Origin of the sequence: Bacillus cereus group sp. BfR-BA-01524 (assembly GCF_022662595.1) — a bacterium.
In the GTDB taxonomy this organism is placed as follows: Bacteria; Bacillota; Bacilli; order Bacillales; family Bacillaceae_G; genus Bacillus_A; species Bacillus_A thuringiensis_S.
The window spans coordinates 1-20,884 of record NZ_JAKUDW010000071.1 but is presented as its reverse complement, the minus strand read 5'-3'; the positions used below and the strand labels follow the sequence as shown (position 1 = coordinate 20,884).

Below are 20,884 nucleotides of genomic sequence, written 5' to 3'. Positions count from 1 at the left end.
GAGGACAATGTTTGTGTAAAAGGCATAAGAAGGATATTAATTATCGCTTTAAACTCTGTTCATATTTCTTTACATCTTCCATGGTTTTAAATATTAACACATCAAAAATTCCTTTTTCATTCCCACATACGACAACAAAACCATCTGTTGCTTCCAGAACTCTACCGACGCCACCATCTGTAAGTGAAATATTGGTGAGATGTTTTACGTTCAGTTTTTCTTCTTTTTGAATGTAAGTAGTTATGGGTGTTCCTACAGGAAATGCGTCTGTGATCTCTTTTGTTGTATATGTGCCATCATCTATTGATTGAGTTTTAGCTGTAATAGAATCAGTTTGAGTGGCACATCCTGTTGAACATATTAAAAGAATGCCAGTAATCATACTTACACAAGCTGTTTTTACCATTCACAAAATCCTCCTATAACTGTTCGTATCGTCAACCTATTTAGGGTAACAAATTATATATACGAAGTTTGTTGGTTTATGTGAGTCGTAAATCAACAAAGATACAGGTATTTTGCCAGAATGTGTTTCAAACAAAAGAAAAAACACCCAAAGGTACCTTACTGCGACTGGAACAATCGTAATATGGTATTGGGTGCCAACCCGAGTATTATTTTGCCACATTAAGTAATTTTGGTTGTTGAGAAATATAATTCAAATCTATATGTTGTTTACTTTTGCTTCGGTAGCTTTTTTGTAGTGGATTCTTCAATCTGTTCAGATTTACTTTTAATTTCAGGGGTTATTGCTATCTTGCTACCCTGGTGCACACAATACAGGTATTTGTTGCACCAGAACTAAAAAAGTAATTAAATGTAAAAAGGTTAAAAATCGAAACGTATGTTATTATTATATTGAGAATTATAAATTAAAGGTGGCATCTGGAAGGGAATAGTTATAAATGAAAAAAATAAAGGGGAAGTTATCTTTTAGCATTGATATTATAGGTTGTATCCTTTGCATTATAATGTTTATTATAAGTCTTGTTAATTTTAGAACATGGGTACACCCATTTTTATTCCTTATCTTCGGACTAATTTTCTTCATTAATATAGTAAATACCCGTAAGAGAAAAGGGCGTAATTCAAATTAAAATAAAAATGTATCCGTATAACCAAAAAACGCTATTCTTTTTGTAGAAATATACAGAGAGGATGGCATTTTTTATAAATTTTTTGTTTCAAGATGAACTCCAATGATTTGCTGAGGGTTATATCAATATTTTCCTCCTTCACTTTTAGAACAGCTTGCTAGAGGGGGAGATTTTGTTTAAAGAAAGGGGAGCTTTTACGATGTTAGCTGATTATATAAAAATAGCTCATGAGATAGCCAAAAAAGCCCATGCTGGACAAGTAGATAAAGCGGGTGTGGATTATATCAAACACCCTGAGGCAGTTGCTAGCTTTGTAAATACGACCGAAGAGAAGGCTACTGCTTATTTGCATGATGTTCTTGAAGATACTGAGATAACAGCTGCTGATTTATTAAATGCTGGTATACCTTATAACGTAGTTGAAGCAGTGCAGGTACTGACAAAAGAGAAATACACGCCTTATTTTGAGTATCTGAGCAGAGTGAAAGTAAATTCTCTTGCCCGTACAGTTAAACTTGCAGACTTAAAACATAATTCTGATCGCTCAAGACTTGCTAGGATAACAGATAAAGACCTAAAACGATTGGAGAAGTATCGCAAAGCGATTCAGTTTTTAGGGGAATAAAAGAAACAGCAACTTCTTTAGTTGCAATTTCCTAGAATACTAATTGTTTAAAGAAACTACTTCTTACAAAAGTTCTAAGGCATGTAAGAACAATTCTCCGGTTGCTGTAAAATAAAAAAATAAGAGACGATATTCTAAAGGACTCTAGAATATCGTCTCTTATTATAAGCCTTAAAACGTCAATTCAGGAATATGTAAATGATTTTTTAATAAGTTCCAAGTTTCATCTAGTATAGTTTTGGGTGGTATGTAAATAATTGTTCCATCTCGACCTCTGGTCAAAATAACTCTATATGCATTGAGTTTAATTTGGAACGGATCTTCGACACCCCATTGATAGTGCTGACCCTTCCAAGTTCCATTCTGTAGATATAGATCATCATCCCAATGAACGAGCGTCATATCTAGTTCAAGTCCCTGTGTTTGGAATTCAGTTGAGCTGTAGTTGAGCGCTCTACAATAGTATTGAGATTCGGGATAGTTAAAGTATTGGGCAATCTTACTAGGGCGTTCATATCGTTCATCTCTTGGTAGAACAGGGACTTCTTTTTGACGATCAGCGCCACCAGCACAGACAACGCCAACTGTTTTTGTATCATCCTGATAAAGCTGATGTAAAGTATGTTTGGCTTTGTTTAGATCGCGTGTAATAAAAAGTTGATAATGTTCTTTCGGTAGATGATGAATCAGTTGTTTTGTTTGTTCAAAATTAGCATCTAATAAAGTATTAATAATTTCATAGTATTTTAAAGCTGCATGAGCACGGAAAGATGAGTTTAAATGTAGCTGAGAATGAGTTCTATAATGTGCTGCATTAGTAAATAAAGAATTAGGATGTTTAGAGTGAACAGTCACGTTTTTTTCAGCGATCGCATGATTCCACAGGGCAAGACCGCCTTCTTCTCCAGAATAGATCTCCTGTCCATCACCAATTAAGCCAATTGTTAAACTCCACGGTTTATTGTTTGTTGTAATATTCATTATAATATCCGGTTCGCTTAAGTTTTGGGCTGTTCGATTTCGTTTAGTGAGCGATTGATCGACTTTTTTTGTATCCCATGCTCGTTGGGCCTCATCAAAAATGATTATTTGTTCTTTTGGAATCATTCTCTTTTCGAGAAAATCCATTTTATAGCCATATAGACCTTGTACGAAGGTTCTATTTTTCAACGTATCTTGTAATACGTCTACTAATGGGCCGTTACCAGATAAATAAACTGCATTTTTCATCTCGTGTGCAATGGTCAGACCTAAATATGTTTTACCTGCTCCTGGCTCGCCAGATACTAAAATGAGATGATGGGTATTTGTAAGTTGAGCTTCTTCAATGATTGAGCGTACAGTTTGTTGTACTTCTGGAAAATTACTGCTTGATACAGCTTTAATGTCAGGGAGCGGTTCATTATTTAAAATGGATCGAGCAGCTTCTAGCATAGAAGGTGAGGGTTCATAGACACCATTGATTACATCCTCTAGCGTTAAAGTTGGTGCTTCTGTTTTATTTAATATTCGTTTAAGTATGGTTTCCAATCCATCAACGGTGGAAAGGGTTACTTGGTAATCTTTTTGGAAAAACCAATGTTCACCTTCATAGTTTGTAAGCAGTAAAACACCTATGACTTGCATGTTAGATTGTTGAATAGCCGAGTGATAATGTTCGAGATCACGCATATAAAGGGATGTTTGGATATATTCAGAAGGCGAAACGTTATTATAACTTTTACATTCGAGGACTATCAGATAACCATTGATTAGTAAAAGTACATCTGGACGACGACCGCCTCCGCGTAAAATCTCATATTCAAAAATAAGTGATGCATCTAAATTAGAAAATCGATTAAATAAACTTTGTAGTTTATTGAAACTATCAATCCATGCTTTCTTTTGAGAAGTTATTTTTGAATCATTAGCATTGGTTTTATAGATATGATCTAGCAATTGTTTAACAAAAAACTGTACATCTAATTGCTTAAATTGTTCAATAGTTCCAGCCCAGCCATAGTTCAAGATAAAGGCCTCCCTGAAGTGTAGTAGGATATATGTATATTTCTATTATACGAAATGATATAACTAGTTTGGAATAAGAAAAGAGTTCAGTTGTATTTTTTCTGGGGAATTTTGTGGTAATAAAAGATTTTCTTTATATGTTGAGGGCTATTGATAACAAAAGAATTGATTTAGATGAAGATATTTTATGTTTAAATATAGTTTCTTAGCTATCGCACGAAATCATATTATTAACAATTATCACTTTTAAATAAAGTCACTATGTTTTGAAAAAGATGCAATAAAATATAAAAAGGAAATGGACCATTTGTTAAAATAGATCAATTTCCTTTTTACGATTTAAATATGTTTAAATTTTATTATGAAGGAACCTAAATCATAGCCTGTTTTTATAATAGCTATAGCTGAAATGATAGCTAATGGGTATTTAATAAACGGTTCGTTGAGGAATTTCTTTATGTTTTTCATGTTGTAGACCTCCATTGTATTAAGTGTATTATTATATATAGTATCACAAATGTAATGGTTAACAGTCGCTATATTTATCTTTATTAGTGAAGAAGGATACTTAAATTTACGGAGAACTAAACAAAATAAAGGGTAACAAAATGATCAAATTTTTTATAAAAATCGCATACTAGTTTCCAAAGAAAGAATCCATTTTGAATAAAGTTATTTCAAATGGATTCTTTTTATTTCCCATATAATATGGGATTGTTTGGATTTTTTGATTAAATTTCACTGCAAACCAACATCGATTTGAGAATACCTGGTGTGTAGATGATAGAGAGCTGGATACATCTGGATGCAATATATAATAGATGCCGATCCTATTACTAATATTGGAGGGATTATCGATAGTAAATGATATGATCAGCATAAATATACACATTCATATGCGAGATATCTAAAACATGGATCAGAAATGAAAATCCAATGGAAAACTATGCTTGAGGAGTTCGTTGTACCATTAGATGGTGAATTACACAGTATAGCTAATTTGGATAAAAATTGAGAACGTATTTTATAGGTAATATTTGTAATGGATAATTGTATTTTCATATTAACAATCTAATATTGCAAATAATAATGGAAATGGAGTTGATTTATGTGGAACGACAATATTACGTTCGGGGCAAAAAAGTTCAAATTAAAGAATTAACTGATATCATGGCAGTTAAGCCTGTTGAACAGAATCGAAATTTAAATGAAGGTTTAAAACAGGCAACAGTGCTTCTTGATTCAAAAGAGACAACAAATACAGAAGAGCAGCAAGCTTTTCAAAATGCTGGATGGTATTTTATTAATCCAAATGAAGAAATCAGTAGATCTTTTAACAGGAGTTCTGAAGAAATCGCTATAGGTAGAGTCTTCAAGCAGGAAAATGGGCGTATGTTAATTGGGAATAATCTTCTAACTGTACAGATTGATCCTAACTTAAACGAACAGGAATCCCTAGCTTTACTGTCCGAAAATAATCTTGAAATAATTAATAAGTTAGGATTTGGTAAACATTTATATGAAGTAAAAGTTCCAGCAGATCTTGATTTTCTTGAAGTTGCCAATAAACTGAACGAACGTTCTGAATTTTTGTTTGCAGAACCGCAATTTATTGAACAAATTTCTTCACGAAATAGGCCAACTGACCCTGACTATAGTAAACAATGGCAGTGGAAAAATGACGGTTCAAATGGGGGCGTTGTAAATGCAGATGTACATGCAGAAGAAGCTTGGGATATTGCAAAGGGCGATGGGATTCGTATAGCTATCATTGATAACGGATTTGAAGTAAATCATCCAGATTTAAAAGAAGCAGTAGTTGCTGGTGCTGGATATTTTAAACAGCAAGGAAGTACAGCATTATTTGTAGATAGTTTATCGCAATATCCAAATAGTAAACATGGTACGTTTTGTGCTGGAATCGCTCTTGCAAGAGCGGATAATGAAAGAGGCGGGTGTGGAATAGCGAATCAATCAGATTTCCTTCCAATTGCTGCGCTTCCTGACCAGGTTGGTTCACAAGCAACCCTTGCTCGCGCAATCGCATATGCAGCTGATCCATCAAAAGAAAATGTTAATGTAGCAGGTGCTGATATTATAGCTTGTAGTCTGGGACCTAATGTAGGAGATTGGTTGTTGACATCTGTTTTAGATGTAGCTCTTGAATTTGCTGTAAAAGAAGGTCGAAACGGACTGGGAACACCTATTTTTTGGGCAGTTAGTAATGGAGAATTTCCTGTTGAACAGGACGAGGTATGTGCACATCCAAATACTATTGCGGTTGGAAGATCTACGCGTCAGGACAAAGAAGATGGTTCTGCTTTTGGACCAGAACTAGATCTTTTAGCGCCTGGAGTAAATGTATATAGTACAGATGTAAGAGGTGGTTATACGTCTAGCACGGGGACAAGCTTTGCAGCACCTTGTACAGCGGGTATTGGAGCTTTAGTGCTTTCTGTAAACCCTCATCTAGGATGGCAACAAGTTCGTGAAGTCATACTATCTACTTGTGATAAGATTGGTGGAGTTAACTATGATTCTAATGGACATCATCAAAAATATGGATATGGACGGGTTAATGCGTTCAAAGCTGTTAGTCATGCACAGAGAGGCAATGTATCTAATGCTGTAAATGAAGTAAATACTATGTGAGAAATTCAAAATATGTGAAAATGGATGGAGAAATATGATTAAAAAAATAATAATTACAACAAATACACGTGAAGAAATGAAGGAACTTATTAGTAGTGGTTCAATTGATATGAATTGTGGAGGACCAAGTAAACAAGCTGATGGTACTTTTGTTGTAGAAGCATATGTACCTGATAATTCTTTGGAGTCTGTTCGTTCATTAGGATTTCCTATTGAAGTTGTGGAAAATCTTAGCCGTTCTAAGTTGGAATTCCGACAGCAGGAAGTCGGCAGTGGAGATCGCTATGAGGCAGGGAGAATAGCGCCGCAAGGATTAGGAATTAAACGTTGATCAATATGCTAATTTTCTAAGGAGGAAATAAAGTGGCTTACTTAAATATAAAAGAAGTAGAGTCGGCTATCATTGCATTAAATAACAAATATCCAAACATTACAGAGTTAATCACACTCCCTCATAAGAGTATAGAGAATCGTATATCTCATGCTTTGCGAATTTCAAGTAATCTTCAAAGTAGAAAAGATACAATTTTTTTGACAGGTGGTGTTCATGCACGTGAGTGGGGAAGTTGTGAAATTTGTGTGTTTTTGGCAGCGGATTTATTAGAAGCTTATGTTCAAAATACTGGATTAATATATGGCGGTAAAACTTTTTCGCAAAATGAAGTACAATCAATTTTTGAATCAATGGATTTTATTATTTTTCCAGATGTCAATCCCGACGGGCGCTTCCATAGTCAGACGAACGAAGCAATGTGGAGAAAAAACCGAAATCCAGCAGATAGTGGAGGAGAGGACCGGTGTATAGGGGTTGATCTCAATCGAAATTTTGATTTTCTTTGGAATTTTCCTGAGCATTTCTCGCCTGCTGCGGGAGTTGCCACGTCTACAGATCCATGCAGCCCGAGTCAAACATATAATGGAAGTGCTCCTGTGTCGGAACCCGAAACTAAAAATGTAGTTTGGGTATTTGATAATTTTCCACAAATAAAATGGTATGTAGATATTCATTGTCATGGAGAAAAAATATTAACGAGTTGGGGAGATGATGAGAATCAGTCAAATAATCCAGTTATGAACTTTAAAAACCCTTCATTTAATAATATTCGTGGTGTGGATGAAGATGAAGCTTATAAAGAGTATATTCCCAACGATGATCAAAGGCTATGTAAAGAGTTAGCAAGTTCTATGGCCGATGGTATCGAAGCTGTCCGCGGAAAAAATTATAAGGTGCAACAGGCATTCGACCTTTATCCTACTTCTGGAACTTCTGATGATTATGCATATAGTCGGCATTTGACTGATCCAAGCAAAGGAAAAATATATGGTTTTACGATTGAATGGGGCACGGAATTTCAGCCTCCCTGGGCAGAGATGGAACATATTATCAGCGATATATGTGCAGGAATTGTTCATTTTAGTCATTCAATAAATAAATTCAGTAAATAGGTAAACGTTGTTCGGAGTGAAATTTTTGAAATAGCCTAAGAAAGTTCTATTACAAAAGAGTATAGGATTTAATAATGCAATATATTAATGAGAAATAGTTTGAAAAGGATTATTTTGATAGAGGTCAAGTGAGGTTGTTTTTTGTTTTGTTGAATTCCGCTTTTGTATTTGCAGTACGAATACAGATGGCCAAGCCAATTTTTTATCTTTTCTATATTTGATAATATATACGGATTTATTAGTAGTTGGCTTATTATTATTTCAAACTTGTTTCATATTATATTCACTGGTCAATTCATTAACAATTTCACTAGGTGAATTTTTACCGTAAAATTCTTTTCGCTCTGCAGAAGGTTTATCAGACTTATGCCTCTATATTGTTAGGAAATGTGTTGTATGTAAAGTGGGAAACTTATGTGTTTATATTCTTTCGTTCGGTAGGAAAAAGATGTTGCAAGTACTATAGGTATAGATAAGATTCAAAATAGTTGCAAGGGTAAATTGAATCGATTGTATTAATATAAAGTGCATAATAGTAATAATAAAACATATTACAATCATGCTAATCAAGTATATGTAGAGTGAATACAGAGTTTTTATGAATATAAAAAAAGTTGTAGTTTCAATCGAAACTACAACTTTTAATTTTTCTTTTACTTTTACAGGGAGGGGAGATGAAGATAGCTAAGATAAAGTTGTTTTAGTAAATTTGTTTTATTTTAAAATTATTTTGAATGAAGGAGACAATTTACTAAATACACTATGTTGTTCATTTCCTTCTTGGTTCATACCTGCTTGATAAGAAGAAAATCCTCTATACGTTTTTCTTTTCCATTGCCATAAGCCATTAGTTTGATCGAATTCACCATAGTATTGATTGTAATCAAGTTTGTTCCCAGTGTTTTTATTAAAATTATTGCTAATAAAAATACGGCTATTACTTGCATAGATTTGGTTATTGGTAATTACATTGTTTCGGGTATCATAATTTAATTCGATTTGGCCACTCTCCTGATCTTTTGTATCATTTTTATAAATCACATTGTTTGTAATCGTGTTATTTTCAGCATATCCTTGCTGACTGTCATATCCACCAATTGCAATGCCACTCATGATATTATTGGATATCGTATTGTTTCTAACCGTAATTTGGCTTGCACTTTTTCCTGCATGTTCGCTAGCTACTTCAATACCAAGGTCGTTTTCATAGCTTTGATTTTGCTCAATGATAATTTCTTTCCCGCCATCTACGTAAATACCATCAGCTGAATATTCATTATAACTAGTATTATTGATGGATGAATTGTGGTGGACAATGTTATTACGAACAACTCCATTTCGTGCCTGATCTAAAGAAGCTACTGGAGATACGCCTTCATGTCCAATTAGAACAATTCCAATGTTGTTGTTATCATGTACTTTGTTATTGGTAACTTCAAAAGAATCCACATTCCCATTCACAGCAATTGCTTCACTCAATTCTAATTTCAAATTTGCTACTTCGTTATTATCGATGACAATATGATTTAAATTATTTTGTGCACTAGATGAAGTACCGTATACAGCAATACCGTGTGCGTTTCCATTCTTTACATTTGCTTCAATGTGGTGAATATAATTATTTCTAATATCGATGTAACTTCCTGTTCCAGTGATATAAATACCAATAGGGGTTTCGTTAACTTTCGTTGATTTTAAATTGCGAAATTCTAAACCTATTACTTGAATATAGTTTTTATCTTCTATTGTAAATACCCCATCATCTGCTAACTTGACTTTAGAACCATCGAGAATGACTTTTTCATTTTGGTAATTTTGAAAAGTAATGGGTGCGCCTGAGGAACCAGAATGAGCGACACGAACTTTTTGGTTATAAACTCCGCCTCTTATGTAGATTGTACTTCCTTCTTTTGCGACATTAGCAGCTTTTTAAATAGTAGCAAAAGGTTGATCTAATGTACCGGGATTGAGATCGTTTCCTGTTGGAGATACATAGTAATTTGTAACAGGATTTGCATTATTATTGGATTGTGCAAAGATAGAGGTAGGGAGTGTGAAAATTAACATACTGAAAGAAAGGATAACGATAAAAAGCGATTTTTTTAATGAGGGAAATATTGTTTGATATTTCATCATGATCCTCCTTCTCAACTATATAGTTAAAACTGACGATTTATATCTTGTTTCAATAAAAAAAGACCCGGGACTAAATTCCGGGTCAAAAGACATCAACCACCATGGTCTCCGTCTGCCATCATACTTTGAACGACTTTTACTACGTGACTATCTGTTTGAGATGTAATTCCCAATGTAAATATTAAAGCAGTAGCAATACTCATCACTTTAATTAGCTTTTTCATTTCAAAGCTCCTTTCGCATCGGCTTTTTTCTTAGCTTGCATTGCTTTATAGAAGTATGTACCTGCTTTGGCATGCTGGCCTTGTTCGAAAATCTTTTCTGCTAAAGCATTACAGCATTCATAGATATACTCATATAAATCTTCTCGTTCAAAGTATTCAATTCCTACAAGAACTGTAGCTTCTAATTTTTCAGCGGGTTGATGCCATTTCTAAAATATTCTCCGTATAATACTCCCCTTGCGTTGAATTGAGAGTCGTTACAAACTATGTTTAGTAAGAACATTGAACTATCTATTTTTTTAATTATAATAAGATTATATATAGATATATAATTTTAAAAAAATTCATTTCAAAAGGGTGGTAATTCAAATTGAATTTAGGACTAATTGTTGGTATTCTGCTAATACTTGTTTTTGTATGGGTTATAATATCAGGGATTCGTAACGGAGACGCTACTATCTCACAAATGTTTGGAAGTGTAATTTGTATTTTTGTATTAATTTGGCTAACTAAAGGTTGCGTACCTATATCAAAAGAATCGTATGAAGAACAAATTGTATCTAATGTTGAAGGCTTCCAACATGATGCTATACAATTTCAAAAAGCTATTGAAAACTCCTTTAACTACTATGAAAAGGGTAATGTAGTGTATTCGAAAGAAGAAGCAAATACTATATTAACAGATATACTTAATATTCAGGACACTGTAAAAAATCTAGAAGAATCACAAAGAGAAATCAAAAAGATGAAAATACCTGATGAATACAATTCCGCCCATACAGATTTGGAAATAGCTACGCGTTACCTTGTATTAGCAGCAAAAGCTATTAGTTTGTTTAAAGAAACAAACGACCCTGAAGCTCTAAATAAGGCACATGAGTACCTTAATCAGTACAGTGCCAACATAGAAACCGCAGTTATTGAGTTTAAAAAAGTAAATGATATAGATATTATTAAAAAATAACACATATTAAAACGATTATGTTCTCTAATTTGTGGGCGGAAAATACACACCGCTCTTTTTTTATGTTCAACATTTAAGGACATTCTATTCAATGCTCTAAGTATGTTGTTTTTGCTGATTTAATAATTTAAGAAATTTTTAAGACAATACATGTATGTGAAACTTAAAGATTAGTTGTTGTCAATCTATTAATTTGTTTCATATTCGTACAAACTGGAATATTTTTAAATGGGAGCTTTATAAAATTACTGATTGAATAGATGAGAGGGAGAGTGGTGGCACAAATATACATAAGTGAACTAAAGTTAACGATCTACTTATTTAGCTACAGCATCTTTATAATACCTGTTATATTACTAACGTTTAAATTAGATCCTCACTGGATATTTTAAAAATATAGTATGTACTTAGTTTTCCTCCTATTAATAATAACTCCTTGTTAACCCGTGTGCTTGAAAATTTACTCACTAGAAAAGTTAGACTTTTAACTTATAAATATAAGATTTTTATGAGTGTTCTTTACTAGCTATAGAAATTTATTTTTTAAATTTTAATATGTAAAATACCATTAAGCTTTAGTAAGTAGAAAATTAGATCGATATCAATATGTACAAAAAATCATTTCCTCAAATTGTACTTTATGTATAGACAAGGATGGATATTCAAAGTTTAGCTAGAAGATTGAAACTACTTGAATAATTAATATCTAAACGGATGGCATAAATATGTTAAAATGCAATTATATTGATTTTGAAATAGGTAAGAATTGGAGTGAGAATATTGGATCGAATAAAAATTAGAAATTTAAGAAGTTTAAAAGATACTGGTTATATTGATATAAGACCATTAACAATACTTGTTGGAAAAAACAGTTCTGGTAAAAGTACCTTTCTTAGATTCTTTCCCCTTATGAAACAAACCTTATCCACAAAAAAAAATGAACCTATTTTATGGTATAGTAAGGGAAATGTAGATTTTGGTAGTTTTGAAGAGAGTGTGAATAAAAAAAGTGAAGAAAAAATTATAGGATTTGATTTTGATTTCAAAATTAATGGACGCTACAGAGGAAGAAGTAAAAAACCAGCTCAATTATCATTAAAAGTTGATTTAATGGAAAAAAGCATAAAAAGAGTTAGTATTACCATATTTAAAAATCAAATAGAACTTGTAGAACATAATAATAGTTATAAATTGAGTATTAATAATAAAGAAATAGAAAATTTATTTATTATAGATCGACCTGATGTTTTTAAGGATTTTTTACCTTTATTTGTATTGAAAAATCAAGAAGATGAAGGAACAAGTGAAAAAAACATTAGAGAAAAATCAGATATTACAGATCACTTTCACGAATTGATATATGAATATGTATTATCAAAAAGTGAGATGGTAGATAAAATAGAGTACCAGAGTAAACTAATGAATGATATGAAAATATTCATGCGAGAATTAACAATAAAAAATATCGAATTAATTGCAAATAGAGATAAGGAATTAATTGAAAAGCTTGAGAAGGACTTGAACTCACATAACATGATCTTTGAGGGTAATATTGAATTTTTCTTTGAAAATAATAAGCAACTAGATTTATTTAATATGAATGAAAGTAATATGAATTCTTATGAAAATGAGATAATAAAAGCTTTAAAAACTGCTGATGAAAAAGGTTATGAAGACTTAAATAATTTATTATTTGGGGCTTATGCACAAAAATTAATTGAAATATGTAATGAATATTTACATTCCTATTTTGCACAAGTGCACTATATAGCTCCCTTAAGAGCAAGTGCACAAAGGTACTATAGAATTCAAGGGCTGGCTGTTGATGAAATAGACCCAATGGGAGAAAATATTCCTATGGCTATTAATAATCTAAGTAGTTATCAAAAAAAGAAGTTTAAAAAATGGATGAAAGAAAATTTTGGTTTTCAAATTGAAACTAAGGCTAGTGGAGGCCATGTAACATTAAATATATCTTTTGATGGTAATGAGAGTTTGAATTTAGCTGACACTGGTTTTGGTTTTTCTCAAATATTACCTATACTGTTACTACTTTGGAGAGTAGAAAACAGTGATGAAGCTTTGAGGGTTCCACGTTTTCTTAGTAGGTATAATAAGCATAATATTGTAATTGAGCAACCTGAGCTGCATTTACACCCAGCACTTCAAGCACGTTTAACAGATGCATTAGTCAAATGTATTGAAAAAGCTAGAGGGCGAGGGATTATTCTAAATATTATTATCGAGACTCATAGTGAAACTATTATAAATCGCGTAGGTCAATTAGTTTATAAAGAAAAAATTGATAAAGAAAAAATAAACATTTTAATATTTGGAGATACAGAGCGTCAAAATCCTTCACAGACTTGCTTGAAAAGCGTTTCATATGACGAAGAAGGTGTTATTGAAGATTGGCCTCTCGGTTTCTTCTATCCGGAGGTATAGAATGCTAATTTATATTGACCCATCTTTAATGGAATATTTCGAATGTAATAAACCTACAACAGAAGATTTGGAAGCATTAGATAACATAATTTCTAGTCATAGAAAAGGCTATCATTATATAATCTCAACAAGAAGCTGCTTAGATTTTTTAAGTAAACTAGATGGAATGAGTTTGTTCTGTCAAAGAAATTTAAAAATGTTAAGTCATGATTATACTACACTAGCAAATATACCAAAGCGAGTGACGTCTAAAATAATTGTAAAACCACCAAATTATGAATTTAAGAGAATTGATGAAGAAAAAGAGAGTGGTATTAATAGCTATTCCTATATAACTGCTGTTTTTGAGGTGCCTTTAAGACAGTTCTTGAATGCGGAAATTATAGAGAAAACAAGATTAGTATCCGAGCACTTAGATGATTGTCATTTTTATGAGTTTATAGGAAATGAATTTTCAAATATTAAAAACTTACCATGTTCTATAGCTTTTGATCGTTCTCATGGAGGAGGAAATGATACTTATAGGATATATGAAGAACAAATACTTAATAAACATATAGCATTTGTTTTAGTAGATAGCGATAAAAAAGAGCCTGAAGGAGTTATCGGTGAAACTAGTAGAAAGGTTGCTAGAGTATATGAGGAATATAAAGAAAAAACAATAATTGGTTGTGAAATATTACCTGTACATGAAAAGGAAAATCTTTTTTCTCCCAAAGTTTATGAGAATTTTGGAAATAACTTAAAGATAAGTGCTTTGGAACAATTAAAAATACTATCGATTTATGATGATAATTTTAAGTTTTTTCCCTTCGTGGATATTAAAGAAGGCTTACATTCTGATAACTATCATTCTTATTTTGAATTTGTTTTTGAAATTCCAGGTCTTATTCCACGTTTAGAAAATGAAAGAAGAAATTTTGATAATGAATTTGTTGGAAGTAAAGAAGATTTTTTGAAATATATTGAAGAACAAAAAAAATTAGCGAAAAAAGATAGAACAAGAAAATATTTAATAGAATCATTAAGCTTTAATCCTTTAGGAAAATTTGAATTTGAAAAGGTGAAGAATAGATTACGTGAAGAACTTAGTCACATGCATCCTAATACACCAATTGAATTTGTTAATAAACTGAAAAGTAAATTAGAAATATTAGAGAATATCTCCGAACATCTACTGGAGTTTCAAAAAATATATTTTAGAATTTTAGGTACACAAATTAAAGAATGGGGACTAGCAAACCCAAAACGATCTGCATATTAAATTATAATAAAGTTTACTAATATCGATACATTATAGGTTAAAGTTAATAATAAATATATCGTTTTATAATAATGTAATATTTATTGTATTTATGACATAGTTAATTAGTTTTCTAATTGTAAACAAAGAATTTCTTAACTCATAGCTTCATAGAAATTTTCTTTAGTTTATCAAATTATTATGAGAATATATAAGAATATAGGATACTCTCCCCTTAAAGTAGAATGTGTAAAAGACTGTGAGTAAACATGGATGTTACACTTCTAATTTGAGGGGATTTTATTAGGGATTATAATAAACCGGAATTTTTAATTTATTTAGACAGATTAGAATTTTTATTAACAGATGCTTTTTGAAAAATATTACAACGGATCTAATACAAGGTGAAATTCCTGGGTATTTAATCATTTTCACCCTCCTTTATATAAGCCTTCCTTCCCAACAATATAGTTTAAACTAACGACTTATATCTTGTATCAATAAAAAAGACCCAGGAATATATTCCGGGTCAAAGGACATCAACCACCATGGTCTCCGTCTGCCATCATACTTTGAACGACTTTTACTACGTGACTATCTGTTTGAGATGTAATTCCCAATGTAAATATTAGAGCAGTAGCAATACTCATCACTTTAATTAGCTTTTTCATTTTAAAGCTCCTTTCGCATCGGCTCTTTTCTTAGCTTGAATTGCTTTATAGAAGTATGTACCTGCTTTGGCATGTTGGCCTTGTTCAAAAATCTTTTCTGCTAAAGCATTACAGCATTCATAGATATACTCATATAAATCTTCTCGTTCAAAGTATTCAATTCCTGCAAGAATGGTAGCTTCTAATTTCTCGGCAGGGACATTATTATTAATGTCTCTCAAAATTTTAAATCGATGCTGATATTCTTCATTGTTTAGTTCTGTACAGAGTTGTAATCCTCTTTCAAATAAAGTATTAGCAGTTTCTTGGTTTCCTAGTTTAGAGTGTTCTCTGCCCTCGATGAAAATGGCTTTATAGTGGTTAGGTTTCTTCTCGGATACTTCAGAGAGGTAGCGAATAGCTAATTCAGACATATTTTGCCCTGCATATAATAAACCTAAATTATGACGAACCATTACAGTGAATTTTTCTTCTCCAATTTTTTGGAATAGATCCATTGCTTTTACAAGATGTTCTTCCGCTAATGCCCATTCTCTTAAATTGGTACATGCCATGCCTAAAAGGTTTTCACAGAATCCAATATTTCGTTCATGGCCTTCATGTTTAGAGAATGTTTCTTTAGCTTTATTAACATACTTAATTGATTGGAGTGATTCGTAAATATCGTAATGGAAAGCACCAATTTTATAGTAAAATTCAGCCTGCTCAATTTCATCAGATACCTCATGTAGAAGTTCTTCTGCCTTATCATAATGATCTCTTGCTATTGAATAGCTGCCTACGGTACTTGCATGAATTGCTTTAAAGAAGTGATAGTAGTAGGTTAATATATTATCATTTGGAATTTGAAAAGTTTCTACTTTGTCGAAGCAATCTTTTGAGATATTTAAATTATCTACTATGTATTTATAACGAAAATCTAATAGGGAGTAATATAAGTGCAAACTCTGATCCGAGACATCTTTCATTCTATTATCAATTTCTTCTTTTAGCTGGTGAGCGTTATCAATTCGTCTTGCACGGATTTCAATATACCAATCATTTAACATATTAGCGACTACTTCATATTCTGTGACTAAAGTATCCATAGTATCCTCCTCATCCTATTGCAGTATATGTATTAATAATAACAGAATTTGGATATATTTTATCTAAAAATATAGAAAATTACAATAAATAAGGGCGCTATAAGTAAATTTATGTCTAAAATTATATATTTTTAGAGATTATTGGAGCTTATATAAAAGGAAAAAGAAACATTAATAAGAAATATATATTATGGAGATTTAATAGATATTAGTTTATAAGATTTCCTGCTATACAAGAATATGTGTGGAATAAATGAATTTTTTAGGGAAATCAAAATCTCATAAACTATACTTGTCTTTCTCAATTATTTTTTCTCACTTTGGGGGTGTTTTTTATAGAATGCGTTAAGTGCTATAAAGATTTTAGTGATGAATATTTATATTGTCCTTTCTGCGGATTTAAATCTAATTCAAGAGAAAAGGCGAATAATGTGATTAACGCTGGAACGGGTAATGTAAATATCGGATTGGGTATTAATAGTAAGCAAGATATTTATATTGACAATCGAAATCTATCTAATCAGGAAGAAATAGTTGTTGAGTATGAAGATAGATTGGATAGGGAAGTCCTTGGAGGAGTGAAGGGTTATAGAAAAAGGTTTGAAATTTCAGGGGTTTTATCTATAGTTTCTGCTGTTGTTACTATTGTGGGTTATTTGTTTAGTAATAGTGACTATAAGGTGTTTTTATTTATGATAACAATTGGTCTAATTCTATATGCACTGGATCAAAACAGTAAATATGAAGACTTAAATAAAGAAGGTATAGTTTATAGAAATGAAAAACCCATTCTATGTAAAGAAGATAGTAAGGTATATAAAGTGAGTAAATCCGGTTACTGTCCAATCTGTGAAGGAAAAGTTAACATCTACTATGATAAAAAGCTTGATAGAAAGCTAGGGCAGTGTGTTAATAATAAGGATCATTTATATACTTATGATCATACTACAAATATGGGGGTTCCCTATGTATATTTCCATATTTATGATAAAAGATAGTTATTATATAAAAAAGAGGCTTTTAAGTTAATAAGCCTCTTTTTAATTTCATCTATGAGTTAAAAGAAAATAAACTATTTGATGTTATAATTTTAAGGTGTGGGAAAATTCATAGTTCCTGCTTGTAAATCCATTTCCTTTTATAAAGGAAAAGCGATAATATATGAGAAGAATTATTTTATTGAAAATCCTATAAAATGTTTTAAATTAAAAGATTTTAGTTTCTTTTTATGGTGTATAATATACCTTTGTATAGCTTATTAGATTAGTTTATTAAACATTAAATTTTTTTACGGGTTAGTAGTTAGTTCACATGTTAGAAAAATTTAATGTTTTTATAAACTTATTTGATTTAGATAGTATTTGTTATTGGGAGTGATTACTGTGAATGGTACTGTTATAGTGAGTGATACTGAATCTGAAAAAGGAAGTATAGTACCTGAATGTGCTGATGAAGAACAAAATTTAAAATGGAAACTTTACAAAGTGGGGGACATAAGTGCAAATGGTGATTATATTAAGGTGATTATCAGCCAAAGCTATGACTTTGTTGTATATTTAGGGAAAGGTAATGGTTTAGGTTGGGGTATAAGGGATATTTATAAGGGAAAGAACAAGGAAATAATAAGAGAATGTATACGACTAAAAGGTCTCATATATAGTCGGGCGCCAAGAAAATTTCATTATAAACTTAACTGGTTGTTGGGAACAATATTAGCACAAGAGTTGGATTCTGATGAAGAAGGAATAGAAAACTTTAAATTAGTAGAAGAAAGTATCCAGGAGTCAGTAAATGAAATTGGTAAAATAATCCATTACGGACCGGGATTTGAGATTTATAGAACTAGGTCGGGTGGAGTGGGATTCTGGCATGAAAATATACCTACTTATCTTAAACCAGCTGTTTCAGAGTTTAGTCAATTGTCAAGTATTTCAAATGTCATTTTATCCAGTAAAGATAAAAAACTTGCAAATCAACAATTAGCCTCTGCATTGTATTCAGCTTTCAATTCAGTAGAAACAGAAAATGTTCTTAGTAGCTTTATAAGGGTTGAAAATTTTATTAATACTCGTGCAAAATCTAATGCTATTTTTTGGTATGTTATGTGCAATAGCTTATTAATGTTAATAATATTTTTACTATCATCATTGATGTATATCTATTCGGATTTAAATAAGATTTTTATTGTGGGTACTGTTTGTGGATTGAGCGGTGCATTCTTATCCAGTTTAATTAGGTTTAATGAGTTATCTTTTGATATCCTTTCTCCTTTTAGAAATGTAGTATTGCAAGGATATTCTAGACTTTTAATAGGTGCGATTTCAGGTTCGTTCATTATTATTGCATCAAATTCAAACTTAGTATTAGGGATTTATTCAAATAATATGAATGCAATAGCTGTATTTTCTCTCATTTCAGGTTTTTGTGAAAGATTTGTACCAAATTTAATTTCAACAATATCAACCAATCAAGTTGGGGAATCTAGAGAGGAAAATTTTTAGTGTGATTAGTTTTTTGGGAATTATCTTAGAATTTATAAAGTGTTTTTAAAAGAAGGAAAGATAGATAATATATTAATTCATTCTTTTGTTGTCGTAATTTACTTTGATTTAAAATTAAAGATGAATTAGAATTGAGTTGTTTGGTAATGTGATTTTCATTATATATTGATGCATGCATATAAGGGAAGGGCAATCCTTTTATAAGGCAGCAAAAATTTACAATTTATAGGCCGCTAGAAATAGCGGCTAATTTTATTTCTGACTGTGAACTAATAGGGCGGCTTGGAAGATATTAAGATTTTTGGTCCTTATTTATAAAGAATCTGTAATTAGACGATGGGGCATTTGGGTTATTCATGGACTCAAAATAGTTCAGATTTGTTGTATTTGTACATTGGAATTCTTTAATTGATTTTGAAATTTTTAAAGGAATATAATTACGGAAGCTTTCGAACCGTGCTATTTAAGGAATCCTATAAAATGACTAATAGTCTATAAGAGGACTTTTTCATCATTCTATAATTTACATTCTCCTCAAGAATATTTTTACTTTGATGCTGCAGTGGAATATCTGTTTTTCAGTTTTATTAAATGCTGCTGCATTTAATAAAACTGAAAATTAAGGATCTAAGCCCATATGTATGTTGTTGCTAAAGTTGTTCACTTTATAGTTTATTATTAAGCACCCAGTGTTAAATTAAAAGCGGGGCAACACATACAATAGAATTTGTTTGTGTGCATAGTATTTCGATAATAAAGTGTAAGGCTTTGAATTAGAAAGATATTTAAGCCTTTCATTATATTATTTGTACTAAAGAACATTTTTTATTTCCAGTAACTTGTCTCTTAGCTTTTCACCATATACATATAAATAAAGACCTTTTATCCCTCGTTTAAGCAAGATATTAAACTCATTTAAAATGATTTCTTCTTTTATTTTTGAAGCATTAGGGTGATTTACTAACCCTTTAAATACCTCAGTGTCTTTATATATATAACTTAATATTAATAATTTATCATTTTCTCATTATAGGAGATAGATGGTCTTAATATGAAACCTACATTTAATCTAATCCTTGTATAGTATAAATTGAACCTACCTCATCAATCGAACTTTTATGTAGAGTAGTTTTTTCATTGCACCCATGTTGTGGAAGAGCTGGTAAGGTTCCTTAGTAGATTCAGTCCAGCAGTTGTAACATATTTTATATAGTGTAAAATAATTTAGTAAACTGGAATCTTTTATACTACTGATATGATTGGGAGACTATAATGGATAACTACATTCTTGAGATTCAGATTAAAGAGTTTAAACTAAAATTGTTAATGAGTGATGGGCAGATTTTTGAGGATTTATTTTGTGACTTAATGTCAGCATATGATTCTGAATTTATAAAAGTAAGAGCTTATGGACGACAGGGAGATGAAAAAAACGATGGGTTTATTCCTAGTAAAGGAGATTATTATCAGTGTTATGGACCAGAAGACATCTCAAAAGATTCAACCGAAGTATATGCTATTAAAAAGCTAAAAGAGGATTTTAAAAAACTATTAGAAAAATGGGAAGAAAGGTGGGAAATAAAGAATTTTTCTTATGTAATTAATGATAAATATAAGGGAATACCACCGTCAATTTTGACTGAAATAGCTGCTTTAAAAAATAATTTTGAAAATATTGAATTTAATAGTGTTGATTCGAAGAAATTAGAAGACATATTTATAAATAATTTAACTAAACTTCAAAGAAGGCGGATTGTAGGTTGTAGTCCTGCTGAGGTAATATTA

General features: G+C 31.3%; 15 protein-coding genes and 2 pseudogenes. 10 read left to right on the top strand and 7 right to left on the bottom strand.

The features are described from left to right. Positions 1-40 precede the first annotated feature (40 nt). Complete coding sequence (locus tag MR170_RS21880) at positions 41-406, bottom strand: hypothetical protein (protein ID WP_078994249.1); 366 nt, start codon at positions 404-406, stop codon at positions 41-43. Between the two features lie 890 nt (positions 407-1,296). On the opposite strand from MR170_RS21880, the gene MR170_RS21875 reads away from it, so the two are divergent. Continuing rightward, positions 1,297-1,722 carry an HD domain-containing protein gene (locus tag MR170_RS21875; protein WP_105434104.1) on the top strand — a complete coding sequence of 142 codons (426 nt, stop codon included), beginning with the start codon at positions 1,297-1,299 and terminating at the stop codon, positions 1,720-1,722. 171 nt (positions 1,723-1,893) lie between these two features. On the opposite strand, the gene MR170_RS21870 is transcribed toward MR170_RS21875, so the two are convergent. Then, positions 1,894-3,729 (bottom strand): DNA/RNA helicase domain-containing protein, encoded by a 1,836-nt coding sequence (locus tag MR170_RS21870; RefSeq protein WP_242309270.1) that lies wholly within the window; start codon positions 3,727-3,729, stop codon positions 1,894-1,896. Positions 3,730-4,839: 1,110 nt separating this feature from the next. Between MR170_RS21870 and MR170_RS21865 the strand changes: the two genes are divergently transcribed. The 3 genes from MR170_RS21865 to MR170_RS21855 are packed head-to-tail and all read left to right on the top strand — an operon-like array spanning position 4,840 to position 7,827. Further along, positions 4,840-6,381, top strand: a complete 1,542-nt coding sequence (locus MR170_RS21865) for a S8 family peptidase (protein ID WP_242309268.1) — start codon at positions 4,840-4,842, stop codon at positions 6,379-6,381. Positions 6,382-6,415: 34 nt separating this feature from the next. Further along, positions 6,416-6,712, top strand: a complete 297-nt coding sequence (locus MR170_RS21860) for a hypothetical protein (RefSeq protein WP_000591841.1) — start codon at positions 6,416-6,418, stop codon at positions 6,710-6,712. Between the two features lie 32 nt (positions 6,713-6,744). After that, positions 6,745-7,827 (top strand): M14 family metallopeptidase, encoded by a 1,083-nt coding sequence (locus tag MR170_RS21855; RefSeq protein WP_002204898.1) that lies wholly within the window; start codon positions 6,745-6,747, stop codon positions 7,825-7,827. A 714-nt stretch (positions 7,828-8,541) separates the two neighbouring features. On the opposite strand, the pseudogene MR170_RS21850 reads toward MR170_RS21855, so the two are convergent. Both MR170_RS21850 and MR170_RS32295 read right to left on the bottom strand, forming a co-directional pair. Then, a pseudogene (locus MR170_RS21850) lies at positions 8,542-9,960 on the bottom strand (right-handed parallel beta-helix repeat-containing protein). A 95-nt stretch (positions 9,961-10,055) separates the two neighbouring features. After that, a complete protein-coding gene (locus MR170_RS32295) occupies positions 10,056-10,187 on the bottom strand; it encodes a hypothetical protein (protein ID WP_000733477.1) in 132 nt (43 codons plus the stop codon). A 370-nt stretch (positions 10,188-10,557) separates the two neighbouring features. Between MR170_RS32295 and MR170_RS21845 the strand changes: the two genes are divergently transcribed. The 3 genes from MR170_RS21845 (at position 10,558) to MR170_RS21835 (ending at position 14,860) form a co-directional block, all read left to right on the top strand. Next, entirely contained in the window at positions 10,558-11,151 is a 594-nt protein-coding gene (locus MR170_RS21845) for a hypothetical protein (RefSeq protein WP_001048486.1), read from the top strand. A gap of 780 nt (positions 11,152-11,931) precedes the next feature. After that, positions 11,932-13,596 (top strand): AAA family ATPase, encoded by a 1,665-nt coding sequence (locus MR170_RS21840; protein ID WP_242309266.1) that lies wholly within the window; start codon positions 11,932-11,934, stop codon positions 13,594-13,596. A 1-nt stretch (position 13,597) separates the two neighbouring features. Next, complete coding sequence (locus MR170_RS21835; protein WP_242309264.1) at positions 13,598-14,860, top strand: hypothetical protein; 1,263 nt, start codon at positions 13,598-13,600, stop codon at positions 14,858-14,860. A gap of 518 nt (positions 14,861-15,378) precedes the next feature. Here MR170_RS21835 and MR170_RS32290 read toward each other — a convergent pair. Both MR170_RS32290 and MR170_RS21830 read right to left on the bottom strand, forming a co-directional pair. Beyond that, positions 15,379-15,510, bottom strand: a complete 132-nt coding sequence (locus MR170_RS32290) for a hypothetical protein (protein WP_000733477.1) — start codon at positions 15,508-15,510, stop codon at positions 15,379-15,381. After that, positions 15,507-16,598: a Rap family tetratricopeptide repeat protein gene (locus tag MR170_RS21830; RefSeq protein WP_098276186.1), complete on the bottom strand. Its 1,092-nt coding sequence runs from the start codon at positions 16,596-16,598 to the stop codon at positions 15,507-15,509. Before MR170_RS21830 ends, MR170_RS32290 begins: the two co-directional genes overlap by 4 nt. A 431-nt stretch (positions 16,599-17,029) precedes the next feature. On the opposite strand from MR170_RS21830, the gene MR170_RS21825 reads away from it, so the two are divergent. Continuing rightward, the gene (locus tag MR170_RS21825) at positions 17,030-17,596 is read left to right on the top strand and encodes a hypothetical protein (protein WP_088045863.1); all 567 of its coding nucleotides are present in this window, start codon (positions 17,030-17,032) and stop codon (positions 17,594-17,596) included. Positions 17,597-17,980: 384 nt separating this feature from the next. After that, positions 17,981-19,099 carry a hypothetical protein gene (locus MR170_RS21820; RefSeq protein WP_242309263.1) on the top strand — a complete coding sequence of 373 codons (1,119 nt, stop codon included), beginning with the start codon at positions 17,981-17,983 and terminating at the stop codon, positions 19,097-19,099. Positions 19,100-19,910: 811 nt separating this feature from the next. Here the strand turns inward: MR170_RS21820 and MR170_RS21815 are convergent. Then, entirely contained in the window at positions 19,911-20,036 is a 126-nt protein-coding gene (locus MR170_RS21815; protein WP_242309275.1) for a DNA/RNA helicase domain-containing protein, read from the bottom strand. Positions 20,037-20,371: 335 nt separating this feature from the next. Here MR170_RS21815 and MR170_RS21810 point away from each other — a divergent pair. Next, a pseudogene (locus MR170_RS21810) lies at positions 20,372-20,884 on the top strand (hypothetical protein); the annotation flags it as partial.